Below are 23,940 nucleotides of genomic sequence, written 5' to 3' on the forward strand. Positions count from 1 at the left end.
TCAGGGATGGCGCAGCCGCAACGCGTGCAGCAGCTGACCCGGAAGGATGGCGATGCAGCGCAAATAGCGCGGTCCCAGACGACGCGGGCTGCTCAGCGCGCGCCACAACCATTCCAGTGCCAGTCCGCGCACCCAGGCGGGCGCGCGTTTTTGGTGCCCGCCAAGGAAGTCCAATCCTGCCCCAACCGAGGCAAAACCGACCTCCGGCGCCAAGGCGCGGCCACGGGCGGCCATGATTTCCTGTTTCGGCGCGCCAAGGGCCAGAAAACACAAGCCAATTTTCTGACGCGCCAACTCGGACAGGATTTTCTCTGCCTCCTGGCTGTTGGGGTCAAACACACCGGAAGGTGCGTGGCACCAGGCCACCTCAAGTCCCGGCACCTCAGCCTGCAAGGCGTGGGAGGCATCCTGAAGTGCCACGTCGGTACTGCCCACCAAGGCGATGGGCACCCCGGCGCGCGCGGCCCAACGACAAAGCGGCAGCACCATGTCAGAGCCCGGCATCAACGCCACGGGCCGCTGTGCAAGCTGCGACAACCAGACGATCGGGCGGCCATCCGCGACCACGAAATCCTGCGCGGCATAGGCCTTCAGAAACGCGGGCGAACTGCTCATTTTCACCAGATGGTCGAGGTTGACCGTCGCCAATGCAAAGCCGCGGCGGGTCTGGAAATGCCCCATCACCGCCTGCTCCAGTCGTGCTGGATCGGCAATATTCACATCAATCCGCGTGTCCTTTATGTCAAAATACACCCGCTTCCCCCCAATGCGCCAGAACCAGCCTTCTCCTCGATCACATGGCCCCGCCTCCGTTTCAAGAGTTTACCTCAGAATACGAATGCGGGCGACAGCGCAGGCATCTGGGGCTAAACTTATGTTCATAGGGGCAAATAGGAGCGCAGGGTCCGCACGCGATGCCAAATGCATTAGCCTATCTGATGCTGATCGCCTGGCCGGTGATCACATATAAGCTGTTTCAGCGGGTGTCGCTGCAACAGGCTATTTTGTGGTGCGTGATCGGCGGCTATCTGTTCCTGCCCCCCCTTGCCGTGTTCGACCTGCCATTGGTGCCGGATATGGACAAGGATTCCATCCCGGCTGTCGTTGCCTTTGTTATCTGTGCCTATATCCTACGCAAACGGGTTGAAATCTGGCCGCGCCATCCGGTGATGCGGGCGCTTGTGGCGATCTTTCTGGGATCGGTGATTGCCACCGTGCTGACCAACGGCGACCCGATCGTATTCCGCGTGATCGAAAACGCCGAGCCCATCGTCTTTCCGACCTACGCCCTGCCCGGCCTGCGCTGGCGCGATCTCGGCTCGGTGATGATCAACCAGATGATCGTGCTGTTGCCGTTCTTTTTGGCGCGACGCTACCTGTCGCATCCCGACCAGCAGCGGCAATTGGTCATGGTGCTGATGGTGGCAGGGTTGGTCTACTCCGTCCCTTCCTTGTTTGAGGTCCGGTTCAGCCCGCAGATCAACACCTGGGTCTATGGCTTTTTCCAGCATGATTTCAGCCAGACCATGCGCCAGGGCGGGTTCCGCCCCATCGTGTTCCTGCCTCACAGCCTGTGGCTGGCGCTGTTCGTGCTGATGTCAGTGCTGGCCGCAACATCTCTGGCCCGCAGTGCCGAAGGCCGAGACAAGCGACGCTATACCATGGCGGCGATTTACCTTTTTGCGGTGCTGATCCTGTGCAAGAGCATCGCTTCGCTGGTCTATGGCCTGATCTTCACCCCCTTTGTCGCCATGGCGTCTTACCGGATGCAGATGCGGCTTGCTCTCGCACTGGGCGTGGTGGCGATTGTCTACCCGATGTTGCGCAACCTCGGGCTGGTGCCTGTAGATGCCATCCTTGCGCAGGCGCAGGCCTTCAGCCCCGAACGGGCGCAGTCGCTGGGCTTTCGGTTCACCAATGAGGCGCTGATGCTGGATCGCGCCGCCGACAAACCCTGGTTTGGCTGGGGGGGCTGGGGCCGCAATCTGGTCCGCAATCTGGAAAGCGGCGAGATCGAGTCGATCCCTGACGGGCGCTGGATCCTTGTTTTCGGCACCTTTGGCTGGGTCGGCTATATCGCTGAGATGGGCCTGTTGGCCGGGCCGCTGGTTCTGCTGTGGCAGCAGGTGCGCCGTCATGCGGCGTCTACCCTGTCGCCTTTTGCGGCCCCTCTGGCGCTGATGCTGGCTGCCACATTGGTCGACATGTTGCTGAATGCCACGCTGACGCCGGTGACGTGGCTCTGCGCCGGGTCGGTTCTGGGATATGCCGAGCGGTTGCGATATCCCGGTCTCTTCACACCCAAACGGCAGCTGTTCGATGGCCATCAGGCGTTGGCCACCGCGCCGCCGCCGCGCAAACGGCGCAGCGTGCTATGATGCCGCATTATCTTCGCAATTTTGGCAGGATTGGACACAATCCGTCCCTAACGATACCGTATATCTTTTGCAGGGTTCACACTGCGCACAGGGTTTTCCGTCGGCTTGGGGGCCAGCGGGCGAACGCCCTGTTCACAGATTGGGGACCAATTCGTGCCACTGTTGCAAGACCACCCGGATAGGGCGGTCAGTGTTGTTAATTGGTTGGGGCTATGTCCGGTGCTGCATTCAGGGCCGGGCACATGATTTAAGGACGATTGGGGCAATTGAAGACATCTGGGAAAACCACGGATCGCACTCCGTTCGATGCCTCGCGGTACAGCGGGGATATCGCCATTGTGGGTATGTCGCTCTGCGTGCCGGGCGCTCAGTCCCCCGGCGTGTTCTGGCAGAATCTGCGCGACGGTGTGGAATCGATCCGCTCTGTCAGCGAAGACGACCTGCTGGCCGCAGGCGAAGACCCCGAGACACTGTCCGACCCCAACTATGTTGCCGCCACCGCAGCGCTGGAGGGGTACGCCGAGTTTGACGCCGACTTCTTCGGCTTCAGCCCGAAAGAAGCCGCGATCCTCGATCCGCAGCACCGCAAATTCCTGGAGGTGGCCTGGAGCGCAATGGAGGATGCCGGTCATCCCCCCGAGAGTCTTGACGGTCCGATCGGGGTCTATGCCGGCTGCGGCATGGGGAGTTACTTCTACTTCAACATCTGCTCCAACAAGCCGCTGGTCGATGATGTTGGTATGTTCCTGCTGCGCCATACTGGCAACGACAAGGATTTCCTGTCCACCCGCGTCAGCCATGTGTTCGATCTGAAAGGCCCGTCGGTGAACATTCAGACCGCCTGCTCAACCTCGCTGGTGGCAGTGCATTACGCCAGCAAGGCGCTGCGCGAGGGCGAGTGTGAGATGGCCCTTGCCGGAGGCGTCACGATTGAGCTGCCGCAGGGCCGGGGCTACCTGTTCAAAGAGAACGAGATCCTGTCGCCGGACGGCCACTGCCATGCATTTGACCACCGTGCGCAGGGGACCGTTTTTGGCTCCGGCGCGGGGGCGGTTGCATTGCGCCGTCTGGAGGATGCACTGGCGGATGGCGATCACATCTGGGCCGTCATCAAGGGTTCGGCGATCAACAATGACGGCGCCGACAAGGCGGGCTATCTCGCCCCCTCGGTTGAAGGGCAGGCCAGCGCCGTGCGACAGGCGCTGCGCGCCGCCAAGACCCCGCCGGATACCATCGACTATGTCGAATGCCACGGCACCGGAACCTATCTGGGCGACCCGATTGAGGTCACTGCCCTGACCGAAGCCTACCGTGAGACCACGCCCGCGGTCGGCTATTGCCGTATCGGCTCGGTGAAGACCAATATCGGGCACCTTGATACTGCCGCCGGTGTTGCCGGGTTGATCAAGACAACGCTCGCACTGCACCACGGCCAGATCCCGCCCAGCCTGGGGTATGAGGCACCGAACCCGGCCATTGATTTTGAAACCTCGCCTTTTGTGGTCAACGACCACTTGCGCGACTGGACCTCTGCCAAAGGGCCCCGCCGCGCGGCGATCAATGCGCTAGGGGTTGGCGGCACCAACGCCCATGCGGTGCTGGAACAAGCCGCCCCCCGTCCCGCCTCAGACGAGAGCGATTTCCCGTTCCACGTGCTGTGCCTTTCCGGCCATTCGAAAGCAGCGCTCGATGCCAATGCCACCGCTCTTGCGGCGCATCTACGCGCCAATCCCGATCTGCCGCTGGCGGATGTCGCCTATACGCTGAAGGAAGGCCGCCGCGGCTTTGCCAAGCGTCGGACATTGGTCGCCGAAACCCCGGAGGAGGCGGCCACCTTGCTCGAGGCAGGTGATCCGAGGCGCGTGTTTGACCATACTTGCGCAGAAAGCACACCTGAGGTGGTCTTCATGTTCCCCGGCGGCGGCGCGCAATATGCGGGCATGGCGCGGGATCTCTATGAAACTGAACCGGTTTTTGCCGATTGGATGGACCGGGGGTTGGATCACCTTGAGAGCCAGCTGGACTATGACATTCGCGCGCTCTGGCTGCCTGATCCGGGACAGGAGGGCGCCGCCAATGCGCGCCTGCAACAGCCATCTGTGCAGCTGCCGCTGATCATGATCGTTGAATTCGCGCTGGCGCAACTGTGGCTCAGCTGGGGCGTACGCCCCGCCGCGCTGGTGGGTCACTCCATGGGGGAGAACACCGCAGCTTGTCTGGCCGGGGTGCTGTCGTTTGAGGATTGCATCGATCTGGTGCTGCTGCGTGGACGGCTGTTCGACAAGGTGCCTGCGGGCGGCATGCTGTCGATCTCGCTGCCGCTGGAGGAGGTGGAGGCCAGATTGCCACCGGAGCTGGACATTGCCAGCGTCAATGCCCCGCGCCTCACAGCCGTCTCCGGACCGCAGGAGGCACTGGATGCGCTGGCGGCGCAGCTGACTACGGATGAGGTGGATCATCAACGCATCCAGATCGACATTGCCGCCCACAGCCGCATGCTGGAGGGTATCCTGGAAGAGTATCGCCAGTTCCTGCGCGGGTTGACCCTGACGGCACCCGGTCGCCCGATCCTGTCCAACCGCAGCGGCAGGATCTTGAGTGACGCCGAGGCCACCGACCCCGAATACTGGGTCGGTCAGCTGCGCAATACGGTGATGTTTTCTGCCTGCCTGGACACGCTCGCCGAGCAGCCGAACCGGCTCTATCTTGAGGTTGGCCCCGGCAAGGCCTTGTCCTCTCTGGCGCAGATGGCCCCGGCAATCAAACCCGGTCAGGTGCTCAGCTCGCTGCGCCATCCCGACCAGACGATGGCCGATGATGCCTATTTCTTTGGCGTGATCGGACGGCTCTGGGCCGCCGGGCTGGAGGCAGATTGGGATCAGATCTGGGGTGATGCCCGCCGCCAGCGTCTGCCGTTGCCAACTTATGCGTTTCAGCGCAGCCGCTATTTCATCGAACCCGCGGCCCCGACCACTGCGGAAACCGCAATCAGCGCGCCTCTGCGCCACGACGATCTGTCACAATGGGGATCGCGCCCCAGCTGGCGACCGGCGCTGGCCAGCTGCGATCTCGACGTCACGGCGGAATTGGATCAACAGCCTGAAACCTGGCTGCTGTTTGAGGATGACACCGGGCTTTGCGCAGATCTGGCGCCACGGCTGGAGCAGGCAGGCCACAGAGTGGTCCGGGTGGCCCCCGGCGACACCTATGCACAGCTGAGCGAGAGCCGCTATATGCTGGCCCCCGAACAGGGGCGCGCGGGCTATGATGCGCTGCTCGCCGATCTGACGCTGGCGGATCTTTTGCCCAGTCGTATCGGTCACTTCTGGCTGGTCACTGAGGGCGAGAGCTTCCGTCCCGGCGCCTCCTTCTTTGATCGCAATCTGGAAATGGGCTTTTATGCACTCACCGCGCTGGGGCAGGCGCTGGCCCAGATCGACCTGCCGCAGCCTTTGCATATGACGGTTTTCACCACCGGGGCAGCACAGCTGCGCAATGAGCCGCTACCCTACCCGGAAAAGGCGATGATTGCCGGCCCTGCGGGCGTACTGCCGCGCGAGATCCCCGGCCTGACCTGCGCCACGGTGGATATCGAGCTGCCAACCCGCCCCAATGGCCTGCGCCGCTGGCTGTCGGAGGACGCTCCGGTGCCGATTACCGACCGCCTGCTGGAGGAGGTGCTGGCGGACCCGGCAAACGACACGGCGCTCTGGCGCGGCGACAAGCGTTATGCCTTGCGATGGCGCCCCGTGGCGCTGCCAGACAGCGAGCAAGCACCATCGTCCAACCCTGCCTTCCGCGAAGGCGGCACCTATCTGATCACCGGCGGTTACGGTGGGATCGGGCGCACGATTGCGGCGGATCTGATGCAGAGCTACGGCGCCAATGTCGTGCTGGTCTCGCGCGGCGGGTTGCCACCGCGCGATAACTGGGAAAGCTATCTCAATCGTCACAGCCCGGCCAATACAACCGCGCAACGCATCCGCGCGGTGATGGCACTGGACGCGATCGGCAGGGGACGGGTGTTGCCGCTGGCCGCGGATGTCTGCAACAGCGAGCAAATGCGCGCCGCTGTTGCAACGGCTGAGGAGACCTTTGGCCCGATCACCGGCGTCATCCACGGCGCCGGGCAGATCAACGATGCGCCGGTTCTCGCCAAAACAGAAGACGATATCGCGCAGATTCTCGCTCCAAAGGTCAGCGGCCTCAGGGTACTGGACGCCATCTTCGAAGCGGGCCAGCTGGAGTTGATGGTGCTGTTTTCCTCCTCCTCGACGGTGACGCGCCCGATTGGTCAGGTGGATTATGTCGCGGCCAATGAATACCTCAACGCCTTTGCCAAACATTGCACGGCTCTCTCCTCACCGGATCAGAGAACACATGTGGTCGCTGTCGACTGGGGGGTCTGGGCGGACGTCGGGATGGCGGCGGATGCCCTCGGCTCACACCAGCCCGAGGCAGGCAGTGACCCAAGCCCCTGCGATCAGCCGCTGTTGGACATCCGTCAGTTTGCCCATGACGGCAGCTTGCTGTTTCACCGCCGATTGACCAATGACCAGTGGATTCTGGATGAGCATCGCACCAAGAATGGCACCGCGCTGATCCCCGGTACTGGGTATATCGAATATGCCGCTGAAGCGCTGGCAGAGTTGGGGCATGACGCGCCTTTCGCGCTGCGCGATCTCTATTTCCTGCGGCCTCTGGTGGTCACTGGAACACCTTGCGATATGACCGTCCGGTTGACCCCGGTGGAACGCGGCTATGACTTTGCGGTCTACAGCCGCACCGCGGAAGGCTACGCCCTTCATGTGCAGGCGCTACTGGAAACCGATATCGATGGGGGCACGCCTGCGCCGGTCGATATCGCTGAGCTGAGGCTCCGCATGCCAGAGATTTCGGTGATCACCCCCGCAGAACGACTGAAAACACCGCAGGAAGCGCATCTGAAATTCGGTCCTCGCTGGCATGTTCTGGAAGAAACACGCCACGGTGCTGCAGAAGGTCTTGCCCAGCTGAAACTGCCGCAGATTGCCAAAAAAGACGGCACACTGCTGCCCCCCGGGCTGTTGGATCTGGCCACCGGCTGGGCCATTGATCTGGCCCCGGCCTATCGGGGCACCGCGCTTTGGGTGCCGGTATCCTATGACAGCATCCAGATCTTTGCCCCGCTGCCCGTTGAGTTGCTGAGCCATATGCGGCTGGTCGACAGCACCGCAAGTGGCGCACGGTTTGACATCACGCTGGCGGCAGCTGATGGCACTGTTGTGGCAGAAATCCGTGGGTTTCAAATGCAGCAGCTGCCCGGCGCGACCAATCTGGCCCCGGCAGAGGGCGCAGACGCCAGCGCTGAGGATCTGGGCCTGATCGCTCCCGGCAGCGCGCAGCCCTTGTCACCGGAGGAACGTCGCCTTCACCGCAATATCGCCCAAGGGATCCGCGCCGAGGACGGCCCCGAGGCGCTGCGCCGTGCGCTCGCCACCGGGCTGTCGCAGGTGGTGGTCTCTTCTCTGGCGCTGCCAGATCTGATTGCACAGGCCGATCAACCGCCGCCGCAGAATGCCGACACCAGCCAGAGCTTTGAGCGACCACAACTGGACACCGATTACCTTGCCCCGCGCAATACCGTGGAGGAAGAAATCGCGGCTCAGTTCGCACGACTCCTTGGAGTGGCGCAGGTTGGGGTTGAGGACAGTTTCTTTGACCTCGGCGGTCATTCCCTGATCGCGGTCCGGCTCTTTGCACAGATCAAGCGCAGCTTTGGCGTTGATCTGGCGATCTCCACCCTGTTTGAGGCCCCCTCGGTTGCCAAGCTGGCAGAGCTGGTGATTGCGCGCACCGGTGGCGGTCTCACCACCGAGGCTCCGATTGATGCCGCAGGCGACACACCGACTGAGGCCCCCAGCTACACCCATCTGGTCCAGCTGCACCCCGGTGATGGCACCGGGCGGCGACCGTTCTTCCTGGTCGCTGGCATGTTTGGCAATGTGCTGAATCTGCGCCATCTGGCATTGATGGTTGGGAAGGACCGCCCCGTTTACGGGCTGCAGGCCCGCGGCCTGATCGGCGAGGATGCGCCACATGACCGTTTGGACGAGGCCGCACGCGATTATCTTGTCGAAATCCGCAGCGTCCAGCCCGACGGCCCCTATCTGCTGGGCGGCTTCTCCGGCGGCGGGCTGACCGCCTATGAGATGGCCCAGCAATTGCAGGCTGAGGGTAAAGAGACTGCCGCGCTGATCCTTTTGGACACGCCGCTGCCGCTGCGCCCGGACCTGTCGCGCCGCGACAAGGCGCTGATCAAATGGGCCGAACTGCGCAGCAAGGGGATCGGCTACCTGGGCGAATGGATCGGCAATCGTATCGCTTGGGAGATCGAGAAACGTCGCTATGCTGCCAGCGGCGACAGCGCAGCACCTGTGTTCAACAACCGCAAGGTCGAACTGGCCTTCCGCGCCGCCCTGCCCGTTTATGACCTGCAGCCTTGGTCCGGGCCACTGACGCTGTTCCGCCCGCCGCTTGACCGGCACTGGCAGGTCTCCGCCGGGAATTGGGTCAGCCGCGAGCGGGAATATGTCTTTGATGACAACGACTGGACCCGCTGGGCCCCCGCAGTTGAGGTGGTCGAAGTCCCCGGCGATCACGACAGTATGGTTCTGGTGCCCAATGTCAGTGTACTGGCAGGAGAGGTGAAGGCGCGGCTGGATGCTGCCGACGCCGCAGCGCTGGCCCGCAGCACAGCAGAGGCCGCAGAATGACCAAAGCCGCCGCTCCCTCCGCCGCGCAGACGTTGGACACCTCCTCGGGTGGTGCAGAGGCACGCATTCTGACCATCATCCTGAATTACAAGACGCCTCAGATGACGCTGGACTGCGCCGCCGCCGCGCTGGAGCAGATGGAAGAGCTGCCCGGTGAAGTGGTGATCATCGACAACGGCTCCGCCGATGGCTCTTATGAGCAGTTGCTCACGGCGGTGCAGGAGCGCGGCTGGCTGGACAGCGGCCGCCTGCGCCTGATCGCCAGCGACCGCAACGGCGGGTTTGGGGCGGGGATGAACATCGGCTTTCGCCTCGGTCTCGCCGATGGCAGCGCGCCTGAGTTCTATTATCTGCTGAACTCGGATGCCTTTGTGCAGCCCGGCGCGATCCGCGCGCTGCGGGACTTCTTGCAGGCGACACCGACAGCCGGGCTTGTTGGCTCCTACGTGCGGGGCACTGATGGGACGCCTCATTGCACCGCCTTTCGCTTTCCCACCATCGCGGGCGAGTTTGAATCCTCGGTGCGAACCGGCATTGTGACGCGCCTGCTGAAAGATGCCGTGGTGCCGATGGAGATCCCCACCGAGCCGACACAGCTGGACTGGACGGCCGGCGCTAGCCTGATGATCCGCCGCGAGGTGATTGATGCGGTTGGAGGTTTTGACGAGACATTCTTTCTCTACTTTGAGGAAACCGAGCTGTGCCATCGCGCTGCCCGCGCCGGGTGGAGCACGCATTATCTGCCCACAAGCGAGGTCGCCCATGTGGGATCCGCCTCAACCGGGATGAAGGATTGGCAGCGCACACCGCAATACTGGTTCGACAGCCGGTTGCACTACTTTCTCAGCACCCATGGGCGCGCTTACACGGTCGGGGCCACATTAGCGCTGATTAGCGGCAGCCTGCTCTATGGGCTGCGGCGGCTGGTATCGGACAAACCAGCCTCGGACCCACCGTATTTTCTGCGGGATCTGATCGTTCATCATAGCCGCGCGATCTTTCGCCGCCGCAAAACCCAGCCTATGGAAACCCGCCAGACCCCGTCTCAACCGGAGGAGCAGAAATGACCCCATTCTCCTGTATCGTTCTTGGCAATGAATCACTGCTTGTCGCCTGCGCGGACATATTGCTGGCCCGCGGCCACAGCATCGCCGCCGTGGTAACCAAAGACGCCGAAATCCGCCAGTGGGCCGCTGACAAGGGCCTGAGCGTACTGGAGGATGCACGCGACTTTGGCGGATCCGTGGACTGGCTGCTGTCCATCGCCAACCTTGAGATCATCCCCGACAGCGTGCTGGCCCGCGCAGCGAATGGCGGCGTTAATTTTCACGATGGTCCTCTGCCGCGTTATGCCGGCCTCAATACACCGAACTGGGCCCTGATCGAAGGCGCGGCGGAATACGGCATCACCTGGCATATGATCGAGGGCGGGGTGGATGAGGGCGACATCCTCGCCCAGCGCCTGTTTACGATTGCCGGGGATGAGACGGCCTATAGCCTCAACGCCAAATGCTACGCTGCCGCGATGGACAGCTTCGGCGATGTGCTGGGCCAGCTGGAAACCGGCACGCTAGCGCGGCAGGCGCAGGATTTCAGCACCCGCAAACTCTATACACGGGCCGACCGACCCGAAGCGGGCGCCCTGCTGGATCTGACGCAGCCTGCAGCTGATTTGCACCGGTCGATACGTGCGCTTGATTTCAACGGCTATTGGAACCCGCTCTGCGCCGCCAAGATGCAGCTGGGTGCGAACAGTGGCGTGCCGACAGCGCTGATCGGCACCGCAGAGATCGCAGAAGGATCCGGGTTGCCGGGCACCGTGCTGAGCGTCGACGCCAAGACGGTGACACTGGCCTGCGGCGACGGTGCGCTGCGGCTTGGCGGATTGCACCACAGCGACGGGCGCCCGATCCGCGCCACCGATCATGTCAAAACGAGGGATATTCTGCCGTCCCTTAATGCAGAAGACCGTCGCGATCTGACCCGACAACTGACAGCAACCCAGGCGAGCGAGAGCAAATGGCGCAAGGCGCTGGCCGCCCTGCCCGCTGTGGATCTGCCGTTGGCAGGTCCGGCGGTTGATGCCCCCGCGGACATTGCGCATCACACACTCTCCCATAATGTGGCCCTGACAGAGATTGATGTGCTAAGCGCCGCCCTTGCCCTCACGCTATCCAGCACCGGGGCGGAGGCCGCCGGGATCGCGCTCAGCACCGATGCGCTGCAGGAGGCTGCCATCGCCGGGATGATCTGTGACTGGGTGCCGGTGCAGGCCCGCCGCGATGCACCCCTTGACGATTTGCGATCCCGGTTGACTGCGGAGTTGGACAGCACCCGCAACAACGGTGGATTTGCGGCCGATCTGATCGCCCGCGCGCCGGAGCTGCGACGGACCGGGGGCAGCGGCCTCTGCCCGGATATCGGCTGCATGCTGGGGCGCGCGCAACATATCGAAGGATGTGCGGCGACCCTTTCCCTGACAGAGGGCGCGCTGACCCTGCATATCGATACAGGCCGACTGAATGCGCAAGCTGTTGAGCTGCTGGTGGGCCGGGTCGAAATGCTGGCCAACGCGCTGGCCTCGGCGTCCGGTGGCACCATGGCCGATCTACCCGTCCTGCCAGAGGCCGAACGGCGGCAGATGTTGGTGAACTGGAACAGCACCGCCCGTTCCGACACCGGGCAAAGCACCATACCGGCGGAGTTTGCGGCCCAGGTTGCACGAACCCCGGAGGCCACGGCGCTGGTTTATGAGGGCGAGAGCCTGACCTATGCCGAACTCTCCGCGCAGGTCGATGATCTGGCTGCCATCCTGCGTGACCGCGGCGTGGCACCGGGCAGCCATGTCGGCATCTATCTGGGACGCGGACCTGATCTGGTGATTGCCGCCCTCGCCACGATGGCGGCGGGCGGGGCCTATGTGCCGCTGGATCCGGCCTATCCGGCGGATCGCATCGCACATTTCATCACCGATAGCGCCGCAAGCGTGATCCTGACCGACAGCGGACACCGGGACCAGCTGCCCGGCACATTGTCAGCCGATATCCTGTGCCTTGACGCCCTGCCCGAAGTGCCCGCCGCGGCTGAAACGGCTGCCACAGCGCCCGGCCCACAGGATCTGGCCTATCTGATCTACACGTCCGGCTCCACCGGCACGCCCAAAGGCGTGATGGTGCGCCATGGCAATGTTGCGAATTTCTTTGCCGCCATGGATGACCGCATCCCGCATCAGCCGGGCGATTGCTGGCTGGCGGTGACGAGCCTGTCATTCGACATCTCCGTGCTGGAACTGTTCTGGACCCTGTCGCGCGGCTTCAAACTGGTGCTGTCCAGTGATGAGGCGCGGTTGCAGCTGTCCAATGGGCCGATTGCCACCAGCGACCGGGGCATGGACTTCAACCTGTTTTACTGGGGCAATGACGACGGCCCCGGTCCGCGCAAATATGAACTGCTGCTGGAGGGTGCGAAATTCGCCGATCAGCACGGGTTCAACGCCGTCTGGACACCGGAGCGGCATTTCCACGCCTTTGGCGGCCCCTATCCGAACCCGGCAGTGACCGGCGCGGCGGTAGCTGCGGTCACGAAAAATATCGGTGTGCGTGCGGGCTCCTGTGTGGCGCCGCTGCACCACCCGGCCCGCATTGCCGAGGAATGGTCGGTGATCGACAATCTGACAGATGGGCGCGCGGGCATCGGCTTTGCCTCTGGCTGGCAGCCGGATGATTTTATCCTGCGCCCCGAAAACACCCCCCCCGCCAACAAGCCAGCGCTGTTTGAGGCGATCGAGACCGTGCGAAAACTGTGGCGCGGCGAGGAGGTTGCCTTCCCGCGCAAGGATGGGGGCGACCACGCGGTGCTGACCCAGCCGCGCCCGGTGTCAAAGGAGCTACCCGTCTGGGTCACCACTGCCGGTAACCCCGAGACCTGGCGCGAAGCTGGCAGCATCGGGGCCAATGTGCTGACCCATCTGCTGGGCCAGAGCATCGAAGAGGTCGCGGGCAAGATCACCATCTATCACGACGCCCTGCGTGCCGCCGGTCACGATCCGCGCGATCACAAGGTCACGTTGATGCTGCACAGCTATCTGGCCGACACCCGCGAAGACGCGCGCGCCACCGCACGTGAACCGATGAAGGATTACCTGCGCGCAGCGGCTGGTCTGATCAAGCAATACGCCTGGGCCTTCCCCGCATTCAAGAAACCTGAAGGGGTGAAAAACCCGTTTGAGATGGACCTCGGCATGCTGTCGGCAGAAGAGCTGGAGGCCATTCTGGACTTCGCCTTTGAGCGGTATTTTGAAGACTCCGGCCTGTTTGGCACCATTGCCGATGCCCTTCAGCGGGTGGAACAGCTCAAGCAGATCGGCGTTGATGAGATTGCCTGTCTGATCGACTATGGCATCGCGCCGGAGATCGTACTGGAGGGGCTGAAGCCCCTTGCGGAGGTGCTGCGCCTTGCCAACGCCCCGCAGGAACTGGCGGCGGAGGATGTCTCGCTTGCGGCGCAGATCCTGCGCCATGGCGTCACCCATATGCAATGCACCCCATCGATGGCGCGGATGATCACGGCGGATGCCGATGCGCGCCCCGTGCTGGGGCGGCTTTCGCATCTGCTGATCGGAGGGGAGGCGCTACCGGGCGACCTGGTGGCCAGCCTGCGCGCGACAACCCGTGCCGAAATCCACAATATGTATGGGCCGACAGAGACCACGATCTGGTCAACCATGCAGACCCTATCCGGCGTGCCCGCCGGGACCGCGCAAATCGGGGCGCCGATTGCCAATACCACTGTTTATGTCGTCACGGACGATCTGACTCCGCAGCCAGTTGGTGTGCCCGGCGAACTGCTGATCGGCGGCGGCGGTGTAACCGCCGGTTACTGGCAGCGCCCCGAGCTGACGGCGGAGCGTTTCATTCCTGATCCCCTTGCCGATGCGGGGACGCATGTGCCCTCAACCCACCTATACCGCACCGGGGATCTGGTGCGCTGGCGTGGTGACGGTCAGTTGGAATTCCTGGGCCGCAGCGATCATCAGGTAAAAATCCGCGGCCAGCGGATCGAACTGGGTGAAATCGAGGCCGCGCTGGCAGCGCTAGACGGAATTACTGGGGCCGTAGTCATCGCACGTGAAACCGCTGGAGACACCCGGCTGATCGCCTATGTAACCGGGCCTGTGGCACCGGATCAGGCGGCGCTGAAGGCCGCGCTCACGCAACAACTGGCTGCGGTCATGGTGCCGAGCCATATCGAACATCTCGCTGCCTTCCCGCTGACCCCAAACAAGAAGATCGACCGCAAGGCCCTGCCGGATCCCAAGCCGGTACAGATTTCCGTGCCCACCTCCGACGCACCGCTCAGCGCCGGGGCCCAGAGCAAGATTGCCGAAATCTGGAGTGGCATCCTTGGCATCAGCGGCATTGGGGCGGAGGATAATTTCTTCACCCTCGGTGGCCATTCCCTGCTGGCGGTACAGGCCCACCGCGATATTCGCGGCGCGCTTGATGTACCGAAGCTGTCGATTACCGATATTTTCCGCTTCCCGACGCTGTCAGGATTGGCCGGGCATATCGACGCGCTGACAGGGGCCCCTGCGACCGAGGACGCGACAGCAGCCCCGGCGGTTGATCCGGCCGCGAAATCCGACATGATGTCCAAGCGCCGCGCAATGCGGGCCAACCGAAAGGCACGCAGCGGATGACCCTGGTTGAGCCATCCTTGCGCAGCGCCCGGCACCGGGCGTTGATCCGTCCGCTGTTTGATGGCAGCGTTGCAGTCGAGGTCTGTGACCCGCAGGCCGATCCACCTCCGCCCTTACCTGAGGAGGCCACCTGCCTGTCACCAAACGCAGTGGAAAAACGGCGGCGCGAGTTCGCAGCAGGCCGTGCAGCGGCGCATCAGGCGATGGCAACGCTCGGCCTGAAACCAAGCGCGATTCCCGTCGGCCCCAAACGCGCGCCGATCTGGCCGTCTGGGCTGGTCGGGTCGATCAGCCATTGTCGCAGCACCGCCGTTGCCGTCGTCGCCCTGCCGCAGCAGATGCGGGGGCTTGGCGTTGATGTCGAGGAAGACACCCCACTCGCCGATGATCTGATCCCGCAGATCTGCCGCCCGGCAGAGCGTCTCTGGCTGGCACAGCAGAACAATCCTGGCCAGTTGGCCAAAGTGATATTCTCCGCCAAGGAAGCCGCGTATAAATGCCAGTATCGCCTGAGCGAGCGGTTTTTCGGCTTTGACGGGATGGAACTGGAGATGAATGTGGCAGACGACACCGATCAGATCAGCGGGCAGTTTTCGGCGCGGTTTACGGCTGATCAGCTACCCTTCCTGACGGGGGATAGGATTGAGGGACGATTTGTCATTGGGGAGGGGCTGATCGCGACCGCCGCACAGCTGCCGCAGGTGCGATGATCGGACGGCGCGGTTTTCTTGCACTCCTGTCTCTGCTGCCGCTCGGCGCGCAGGCGACACCCTTTGCGCTGCCACAACTAAGCCCCCCGGCAGGGCCGATGCAGGTGTTTCACCTCGGCCACTCACTGGTGGGTCCGGATATGCCGCATATGGTGCAACAGCTGGCGCCGGAGGGGCATCGTTATAACAGCCAGCTTGGCTCCGGCACGCCCTTGCAGGATCACTGGGAGCCGGATCTGGATATCCTGCATTTCGATCAGGTGAACAAGCCTCCGGTTTGGCGCGACGCGCGCGAGGCGGTTGGATCGGGCGACTATGACGCCGTCGTCCTGACAGAGATGGTCGAGCTGCGCGATGCGTTGCGTTATTTCAAAGGCGCGCGGTATTTTCGTCGCTGGGCGGATCTGGCCCGCGATGGCGCGCCGGAAACGCGGATCTATCTTTATGAGACCTGGCACCCGCTGGACACCGCTGATGGCTGGCTGTCGCGGATCGACAACGATCTGGATCAGCTGTGGCTTGGCGGGCTGGCCGGATCTGACAGCCGTCGCAACCCGAAGCGCCCCGCCTATCTGATCCCTGCGGGACAGGTGATGGCGGCGGTTGTGCGTGCTGCAGAGGCCGGACAGATTGACGGGTTGACCCGCCGCGAAGACCTCTTTGCCCGCACCGATGAGGGCGCGCTGGATCAGATCCATATCAACGATCTGGGCGCCTATATCGTGGCGCTTACCCATGTGAGCACATTGTATCATCGCTCCCCGGTTGGCTTGCCCCATCAACTGCAACGGGCCGATGGCACCCCAGCTGACGCATTTAGTGCTGAGGGCGCGCGGCAGGTGCAGGATATCGTCTGGCAGGTGGTCACCAGCCACCCCCGCACTGGTGTGTCCCCATGACGCTGGCGGATCTGGTCGCCAGTGTGGTCATGGTCGGGCACTCCCTGTTCGGCCCCGACAATCCGGTGATGCTAGAGCAGCTGCTGGCGCAGCAACCTGCCCTTACCTCCGGGCAGACCGGGGACACCATCACGGTCGAGGCGCAAATCATCAATGGCGCTCCGCTCAGCTATAATTGGGCCCATGCTGATCAGGCCGAGGGGATCAACGCCCGCACTCGGTTAACCGACGGCATCGATGTGCTGATCGTGACCGAAGCGATCCCACTGGCCAACCATCTGAAATGGAGCGACACCGAGGGGGCGCTGGCAGAGTTCTACACCCTTGCCCATGGTGCCAATCCCGAGGTGGAGGTCTATCTGCAGGAGACCTGGCACAGTCTGAGCAGTGGCACCGGAGCTGAGGTGCCGTTCGACGCCGGGGCAGCGATACCATGGCGTGACCGTTTGTCAGCGGATCTGCCCCGCTGGCAGAACGTTGTCGATACGGTCAACCGCAAAACCGGCGGCGATATCAAACTGCTGAAGGCGGGACAGGCGATGGCCAGGCTGGATGACGCCATTCAGGCAGGAACCGTGCCGGGCCTGAGCCGGATCGAAGAGGTCTTCGCCGACGACATTCACCCCAATGATCTGGGGTTCTATTTCCTCTCTGCCCTGCAATATGCGGTGCTGACTGGCCAGTCGCCAGTTGGCCTGCCGTATCAGCTGCGTTCGGCATGGGGTGGTCGCTACGAGGCACCCGCGCCTGCACTGGCGCGACGGCTGCAGGAAATCGCCTGGGATGCGGCACGGGACCGGGTTCAACGGACATCGCTGCCCTCAGATCCACCGCCCCTGCCCGCGGATCCGGTTCTGCCCGCTTTGAACCAGCCGGTGCAGGCCAGCCAGACCATTGCATCTGACGCGGCCACGGTGCGGACAGACCCCGCTCTGATCGACGTGCCCAAGCAACCGATTGCGATGAACCTTGCCTCTATCGCCGATTGGAGTCCGCAGGCCCCCTTCCTTGATCACTTCAAGACCGCGCGCCCCTGGATTGGGCATCTCGCAGGTCAATGGGGGGGCGCGGATTACTCTGATCTGGCGGCAGCGGGGTATCTGGATCCGGACGGCTGGCCCACTGCCATCCCGCCGGAACTGGGCTCAGTCGGAACCCTGATCCTCACGGATCTGCCGGAAGAGGCCAGCAGCCTCACAGGGCGGTATGTGCTGCAGTTTGAAGGCGACGGGATTGTCGAGGTCACGGGCCGGGCAAGAAACATCCGCTATGGCAAAAGCGAAATCCGATTTGATTATGCGCCAGGGCCCGGCGCGGTTGAAATCCGCATTCAGCGCAGTGACCGGCAAGGTGTCGGTGACTACATTCGTAACATCACTGTGGTGATGGAAAGACACCTGCCCGACTGGCAGGCCGGGGTCGTGTTCAACCCGGATTGGATCGCCCGGATGCGCGGGTTTGCTGCGCTGCGTTTCATGGACTGGATGGCCACCAACGACAGCACTCAGGTGGGATGGGAGGATCGCCCGCGAGTGCAGGACTACAGCTGGACCGCGAAAGGCGCCCCGGCGGAGGTGCTGGTGGACCTGGCCAATCGCCTGCAGGCCGATCCGTGGTTCACGCTGCCGCATATGGCCGACGATGTCTATATCCGCAACTATGCCCGACTGGTCCGCGACCAGCTGGATCCGGGACTGACCGCCTATGTGGAATACTCCAACGAGGTCTGGAACTGGCAGTTCGAACAGGCGGTCTGGGCCGATGATCAGGCGCGCGCGCGCTGGGGCGGGCAGGATCTGTGGATGCAGTTCTACGGGGGCCGCGCCGCCGAGGTTGCGATGATCTGGACCGAGGTATTCGGCGACGCGGCAGAGGACCGTCTGGTGCGTGTCGTCTCTACCCAGACCGGTTGGTTGGGGCTTGAAGAGCAAATACTGGCCGCTCCCCTGTGGGTGGCCGAAGACCCGACGCGGCGCCCACCCGCGCGCCTTTTTGATGCCTATGCGGTGACTGGTTACTTTGGTGGCATTCTCGGTCTGCCCGACCGCGCGCCCACCCTGCGTGCCTGGATCGCACAAAGCCGGGAACAAGCGACGGCGGCAGCTGAGGCCAAGGGTCTGCGCGGGACTGCAGCTGCGGAGTTTGTGGAGGCTCACCAATATGATGCCGCCAGCGCCCTGGCTGCCGCAGAGTTGCGCGACGGGCTTGTCTCCGGCAGTTCCGAGGATACTGTCAGCGATCTTGTGGGGCGGGTCCTGCCCTATCATGCCAAGGTCGCCGAGGCGCATGGGCTTGACCTGATCATGTATGAGGGCGGCAGCCATGTGGTGGGTCTGGGCGCGATGGTGGATGATGAAATGCTGACCGGGTTCTTCAGCCATTTCAACTACACCGAGGAGATGGGCGCGCTGTACCGCAGTCTTCTGGCAGGCTGGCCGGACCTGGGCGGCAGCCTGTTCACCGCCTATTCGGATGTCTCATCCCCCGGCAAATGGGGAAGCTGGGGCAGCCTGCGCTATGTGAGCGATGACAACCCGCGCTGGCGCGCGCTGGAGGCCGCAAAATGACACTGCTTTTGAGCGTGCTGATCCCGGCCCACAATGAGGCAGGCTATATCGGGGCCTGCCTATCGGCGCTATTTGCAAGCGATCCGCTGCCAGCCGGTGCAACGGGAGAGGTGCTGGTGATCGCCAATGGCTGCGCCGACACCACCGTCGCAGAGGCCCGTGCCGTAACTGCGCCGCAGGGGTGGACCTGTAGAGTGACCGACCGGGCCGAGGGTGGAAAGATCGGCGCACTTGCAGATGGCGAGGCGCGGGCCACGGGATCTGTTCTGGTCTATCTTGATGCGGATGTGATCGTATCCCCCCCTTTGCTGGCGCAGATCTGCGCCGCGTTGAAGGGGGATCGGCCACGCTATGCCAGCGGCGCCCCACAGTTGTCTCCTGCCTGCAGTCGGGTCAGCCGTCTATATGGGCGGTTCTGGGCCACGCTGCCCTTTGTTCGCGAAGGGGTGCCGGGGTTCGGCCTCTTTGCGATGAACCGCGCCGGGCGGGCGCGCTGGGAGCAATGGCCGGATGTAATTGCTGACGATATCTTTGCCCGGCTTAGCTTTGCTCCGGAAGAGCGGGTCCGGGTGCAGGCCAGCTATCAATGGCCGCTGATCGAGGGGTTTCGCAATCTGGTACGGGTGCGCCGCCGCCAGAATGCCGGGGTAGCGGAGATTGCAGAACGGTTTCCCGCTCTGCTGACCAACGAGGACGTTCACCGACCAGGCTTGGCTGTAATCCTGCGGCTGGCGCTGCGTGATCCGGCGGGGTTTATGACCTATGCTGCCGTGGCGCTGGCTGTGAAATCACCGCTGTTTCGCACCCGAAATGAGGCGCGCTGGACCCGTGGGCGATAGGTATATCAGGTCGAGGGCCTAGCCCGGTTCCCGTGGCAGGGCGGCTTGGAAGTGCTGCGCCAGTTTCGCCGCCTCGATATCACTGTCGTGACGCTGCAGCACACGGGCGCGCCCGGCCTGTCCCATGGCAACCCGCTCAGCATAAGGCGTGGCGGCAAGGTCCCGGATTGCCTGCGCCAAAACGCCCGGACCCCCAGCTGGCACCAGCCAGCCGGTTTCTCCCGGCAGCACCAGTTCCGGCGTCCCTGCAATATAGGTTGCAATCACCGGGCGTGCCGCGGCCATGGCTTCCATCACCACCATCGGCAGGCCTTCGGCGAAGGAAGGCATCACAAGCGCCTGCGCGCGCGCCAGCTCTCCCCTCACCTCTGCCTCAGAGAGCCAGCCGGTCAGCGTCACATGATCGCCCAACCCATGGCGCGCAATGGCCGCCTCAAGATCGGGGCGCATTTCGCCATCACCGATCAACGCCAGATGCAGGTGAGGGTAATCCGCGACCAGCTGCGCCATCGCCTCAATCAGCACCATCTGGCCCTTCTGTTCCACAAACCGACCAATCGCGGCAAGGCGAAGCGGTCCCTCGGGCAAAGGCGCTGGATCGGCAAAGCGCGCGGGTTCAATCCCGCAATGTACCACCTTCAATCGCTCCCAGCTGCCAAAGGCAGCCCAGCGGCTCAACTGACTGCGGCCAAAACTGCTGATGGCGACAGCAAATCTGGCGCGGTCGACTTTCTCCCCCAGCGACAGCGGCTCAGGCGCGTCGAATTCCTCCGGGCCATGGGTGGTGAAACTGTAACCCGGCGCCCCCAGAACCTCTGCCAGCATTGCAACTGCTGTTGCGTTGGTGCCGAAATGCGCATGCAGATGAGCGATCTGATGTTGGGCGGCATAATCGGCGACATAGGCCGCCTCAGCCAAATAAATCAGGTGACGCAATCGACCAACCTGCGAGGCAGCGCCCAGCCGCCAGGCCATACGCAATGCAGATATCACCGAACCGGGCGCCCGAATGCTGGACCGCAGCAGTGCTGCGGCCAATTTCGGCGCTCCGGCCTCAAGCACATAGGTGGTGCGGTCCTGCTCAGCCTGATCACCGGGATCGACCAAAGGCGCGCCGGACCGGCGCATGGCGATCCGGTGGATCATATGGCCCTGACGCTCCAGCGCCTGCACCTCGCGCCGGATGAAACTATGCGACGGCTGCGGATAGGTATTCAGTATATACGCTATTTTCACGAGGACGACGGCCCATTTTATGCAAGAGTTATCGTAGGGTATCGTCAGTTGCGGCGCTTGCCCAGCATTGCCGCGAAGGTGCCGTGGAATTGACGCCTTTGAGGATCAGTGTCGCAAGTGTATCGCAAAACTTCGAGGATATTGATGCAGCAAGTCCTGTCGCTCTTCCAAGGTGAAAGCCTCGCAGCGCGCGTACTGCGCTCGGCCTCGTGGCTGATGATGGGCTATGGCGGCAGTCAGGCCCTGCGGCTGGCGGCCAATCTGGTGATGACGCGCCTGCTGTTTCCTGAAGCGTTCGGCCTGATGGCGCTGGTCAGTGTTGTGATCACCGGGCTGGCGCTGTTCTCGGACATGGGGATCGGGCCGTCGATCGCACAGAGCAAACGCGGTGACGATCCGGATTTCCTCGACACGGCCTGGAGCGTTCAGGTGGTGCGCGGTTTCGCGCTCTGGGGGCTGACGCTGCTCTTGGCCTGGCCGGTGTCGCAATTTTACGACGCGCCCGAACTGCTGTGGTATCTGCCGATTGCCGGGATCGCGTTGGTGATCAACGGCTTTGATCCGATCCGTGTCGAGACCGCGCATCGGCATCTTCTGGTCGGGCGACTGACCGCGCTGGAGCTGTTCAGCCAAGCCATTGGTATCGGCGCCATGGTCCTCTTGGCCTGGTGGACACAATCGGTTCTGGCGCTGGTACTTGGCAGTGTTCTGCAGGCGGCAGCGTTTCTGCTTGCGGTGCATCTGGGACTGCCCGGACGACGCAGCCAGTTCCGTTGGGAGGCCAAGGCGCTGAAGGAGTTGCTGCATTTTGGCAAATGGATCTTTCTGTCCACCGCCTTCTGGTTTCTGACGTCTCAGGGGGATCGGGCCATTCTGGGAAAATTTGTCCCGCTGGATGTCCTGGGCATCTATAATATCGGGTTTTTCCTGGCGAGTTTCCCGATGGCACTGGGGCATGCCGTGAACCAGCGGCTGATGATCCCGGTCTATCGCGACAAGCCTGCGCATGTCGCACCTGAATACCGTCGAAAACAACGACAGCTACGGGCCGGACTCAGCGCAATGATCCTGACTATTCTGCTGTCGATGGCCTGGCTTGGCCCCTGGCTTGTCGATCTGCTCTATGATGCACGCTATGCCTATGCCGGTCCTATGGTGGTGCTGATTGCGTTGGCGATGGTGCCTGCGGTCATCACCATGACCTATGATCAGGCCGCCCTGGCTGCTGGGGACAGCCGCTCATTCTTTTTCTTTACCGCCGCGCGGGCGATGGCGCAGACCGGGCTGTTTCTGGCCGGGGTGATCCTGTTTGGCCTAACCGGCGGGATTGCCGCACTCGCGCTGGCGATGGTGCTGGCCTATCCGGTGATGATCTGGCTGGCGACCAAACATCATGTCTGGGACCCGCTGCATGACCTGTTGTTCACCGGTCTGGCAGCGGTTGTTGGACTGTCGGCGATCTGGTGGCACTGGGGACGGCTGGCAGAGATGATCAACGCGGTCGGTTGACGCCTGCCATCTGCCGACCTTGCGTGGCTGAGCTCAACCGCTTGGCTCGGTCCCGGACCGTCGCCGCCCGCCAAAAGCCATGCGCAGCCGCGCAAAGAGGCCGCGGCGTTTGGAAGAGGTGTCGAGATAGGGGATTGCGACAACAGGCGTCAGACCGGTTTCCCGCTCCATCTGTGCCACGCTGCGCAAAACCGGACGCCGCAGTTCCAACAGAAACGCAATGCCCAACGCCAATCCGAAACTGGCAACACCGCCCATCAGGGCCTTTTTCTTACGCCCGCCTGTGGCAGGGTAATCTGGCAGCGGTGCAGATTCGATCACCGTCAGGCGCTCTGACTGGCGTGACGCTTCCAGACGGAAGCCGACCTCTGCCTCGGTGCGGCGCTGGGAGATCAGTTCCAGTTCGGTCTGCAGCTGACCCATCCGGCGCTCATAAACCCCCAACTGGCGTTCCACCTCCGGGGTGGTTTCCAGCGAACGCTCCAGAGCGCTGCGACGGTTCAGCAGCAAGTCCCGCTGAGCATCAAGCGTGGCCAATTTCTCCTCGAAAACTTCGAGCATCCGCTGTGCGGTTGCCTGACGCTGGTTCGAGGTGGTCTGATCCGCCTGTCTGCGCAATTCGATCTGCTCACGCTCGATCTCCAGCAGGCCGGTGTTCAGGGTCGAAATCTCTTCCCGCCGCATCTCAATCCCGCCGGGCAAGGCAACATTATTGGCATTGCGATAAGCGGTGATTTCATTCTCCAGCTCAGCCACTTCGCTGATGAGGGCGGTTTCCTTCTCCACGAAGAAGGTCAGGGTCTCGCGCGCCTGCTCAATCCGGGATGTCTGGCTGAGTTCGATCGTACGGGTGGCAAATTCGCTGGCGACCGCCTGTGCCTGCTCCGGCGTCGGCATCAGGGCGGAAATGGTCAGCACCGATATCGTGCCATCATCGGCAAACCCCTCCCGCGCGGCGGCCACCCCGGTGAGCGATACGGATTCCCGCAACAAGGCCACCTTCTCTGATGGGACCAGACCCGGCAGGTCCTTATAGAGGCCGAATTTTTCGATGATATCCAGAACCGACCCCCGGGCCATCAGGCGCTGTTCGATCAGCTGTAAGCGACGTGCGGACGACCCATCGACGGTGGATTTGGCCAACTCATCAGCGATCTTTGGCCGGGTGATCTGCAGGACTGCCGAGCTTTCGTAGAAATGCTGCTGCTTGGCCGCCACCCATAACGACACCATAGCGCCAAGGAGGATGACCCAGAAGATCACCGACGCGCGCCGACGCAGCATGTCCAATATGTCATCCAGAGTGCGGATCGGTCCCATGTCTCGGCTCGTCGTTGGTTACGGTTAGG

At 63.0% G+C, this 23,940-nt stretch carries 12 protein-coding genes; 9 read left to right on the forward strand and 3 right to left on the reverse strand.

The features are described 5' to 3' along the window. A complete protein-coding gene (locus tag J4721_RS12750) occupies positions 1-753 on the reverse strand; it encodes a WecB/TagA/CpsF family glycosyltransferase (RefSeq protein WP_211002895.1) in 753 nt (250 codons plus the stop codon). 161 nt (positions 754-914) lie between these two features. Here J4721_RS12750 and J4721_RS12755 point away from each other — a divergent pair, with 161 nt between their 5' ends. The 8 genes from J4721_RS12755 to J4721_RS12790 all read left to right on the forward strand — a co-directional run bounded on the left by J4721_RS12755 (position 915) and on the right by J4721_RS12790 (position 19,846). Then, complete coding sequence (locus J4721_RS12755) at positions 915-2,378, forward strand: membrane protein (protein ID WP_014873635.1); 1,464 nt, start codon at positions 915-917, stop codon at positions 2,376-2,378. A gap of 266 nt (positions 2,379-2,644) precedes the next feature. Further along, entirely contained in the window at positions 2,645-9,133 is a 6,489-nt protein-coding gene (locus J4721_RS12760) for a type I polyketide synthase (protein WP_211002894.1), read from the forward strand. Beyond that, positions 9,130-10,200, forward strand: a complete 1,071-nt coding sequence (locus J4721_RS12765) for a glycosyltransferase family 2 protein (protein ID WP_014873633.1) — start codon at positions 9,130-9,132, stop codon at positions 10,198-10,200. Before J4721_RS12760 ends, J4721_RS12765 begins: the two co-directional genes overlap by 4 nt. Beyond that, positions 10,197-14,831 carry a MupA/Atu3671 family FMN-dependent luciferase-like monooxygenase gene (locus tag J4721_RS12770; RefSeq protein ID WP_211002893.1) on the forward strand — a complete coding sequence of 1,545 codons (4,635 nt, stop codon included), beginning with the start codon at positions 10,197-10,199 and terminating at the stop codon, positions 14,829-14,831. Before J4721_RS12765 ends, J4721_RS12770 begins: the two co-directional genes overlap by 4 nt. After that, positions 14,828-15,541, forward strand: a complete 714-nt coding sequence (locus J4721_RS12775) for a 4'-phosphopantetheinyl transferase (RefSeq protein ID WP_014873631.1) — start codon at positions 14,828-14,830, stop codon at positions 15,539-15,541. The genes J4721_RS12770 and J4721_RS12775 overlap by 4 nt, the downstream gene beginning before the upstream one ends. Then, on the forward strand, positions 15,538-16,440 hold the full coding sequence (locus J4721_RS12780) for a hypothetical protein (RefSeq protein WP_211002892.1): 903 nt from the start codon (positions 15,538-15,540) through the stop codon (positions 16,438-16,440). Before J4721_RS12775 ends, J4721_RS12780 begins: the two co-directional genes overlap by 4 nt. Further along, the gene (locus J4721_RS12785) at positions 16,437-19,007 is read left to right on the forward strand and encodes a hypothetical protein (RefSeq protein WP_211002891.1); all 2,571 of its coding nucleotides are present in this window, start codon (positions 16,437-16,439) and stop codon (positions 19,005-19,007) included. The genes J4721_RS12780 and J4721_RS12785 overlap by 4 nt, the downstream gene beginning before the upstream one ends. Next, the gene (locus J4721_RS12790) at positions 19,004-19,846 is read left to right on the forward strand and encodes a glycosyltransferase family 2 protein (protein WP_211002890.1); all 843 of its coding nucleotides are present in this window, start codon (positions 19,004-19,006) and stop codon (positions 19,844-19,846) included. Before J4721_RS12785 ends, J4721_RS12790 begins: the two co-directional genes overlap by 4 nt. Positions 19,847-19,864: 18 nt before the next feature. On the opposite strand, the gene J4721_RS12795 is transcribed toward J4721_RS12790, so the two are convergent. Beyond that, positions 19,865-21,082 (reverse strand): glycosyltransferase, encoded by a 1,218-nt coding sequence (locus J4721_RS12795; RefSeq protein WP_211002889.1) that lies wholly within the window; start codon positions 21,080-21,082, stop codon positions 19,865-19,867. A gap of 144 nt (positions 21,083-21,226) precedes the next feature. Here J4721_RS12795 and J4721_RS12800 point away from each other — a divergent pair, with 144 nt between their 5' ends. Then, positions 21,227-22,591: an oligosaccharide flippase family protein gene (locus tag J4721_RS12800; RefSeq protein WP_211002888.1), complete on the forward strand. Its 1,365-nt coding sequence runs from the start codon at positions 21,227-21,229 to the stop codon at positions 22,589-22,591. Between the two features lie 33 nt (positions 22,592-22,624). On the opposite strand, the gene J4721_RS12805 is transcribed toward J4721_RS12800, so the two are convergent. Further along, complete coding sequence (locus tag J4721_RS12805) at positions 22,625-23,911, reverse strand: DUF874 family protein (RefSeq protein WP_102874794.1); 1,287 nt, start codon at positions 23,909-23,911, stop codon at positions 22,625-22,627. Positions 23,912-23,940 lie beyond the last annotated feature (29 nt).

Source organism: Phaeobacter sp. HS011 (assembly GCF_018101215.1).
GTDB lineage: Bacteria > Pseudomonadota > Alphaproteobacteria > Rhodobacterales > Rhodobacteraceae > Phaeobacter > Phaeobacter inhibens.

Bases quoted from the DNA above. Each gene is read 5' to 3' on its own strand.
- J4721_RS12755 (WP_014873635.1), top strand. From the start codon at position 915: ATGCCAAATGCATTAGCCTATCTGATGCTGATCGCCTGGCCGGTGATC.
- J4721_RS12765 (WP_014873633.1), top strand. From the start codon at position 9,130: ATGACCAAAGCCGCCGCTCCCTCCGCCGCGCAGACGTTGGACACCTCC.
- J4721_RS12770 (WP_211002893.1), top strand. From the start codon at position 10,197: ATGACCCCATTCTCCTGTATCGTTCTTGGCAATGAATCACTGCTTGTC.
- J4721_RS12775 (WP_014873631.1), top strand. From the start codon at position 14,828: ATGACCCTGGTTGAGCCATCCTTGCGCAGCGCCCGGCACCGGGCGTTG.
- J4721_RS12780 (WP_211002892.1), top strand. From the start codon at position 15,538: ATGATCGGACGGCGCGGTTTTCTTGCACTCCTGTCTCTGCTGCCGCTC.
- J4721_RS12785 (WP_211002891.1), top strand. From the start codon at position 16,437: ATGACGCTGGCGGATCTGGTCGCCAGTGTGGTCATGGTCGGGCACTCC.
- J4721_RS12790 (WP_211002890.1), top strand. From the start codon at position 19,004: ATGACACTGCTTTTGAGCGTGCTGATCCCGGCCCACAATGAGGCAGGC.
- J4721_RS12800 (WP_211002888.1), top strand. From the start codon at position 21,227: ATGCAGCAAGTCCTGTCGCTCTTCCAAGGTGAAAGCCTCGCAGCGCGC.
- J4721_RS12805 (WP_102874794.1), bottom strand. From the start codon at position 23,911: ATGGGACCGATCCGCACTCTGGATGACATATTGGACATGCTGCGTCGG.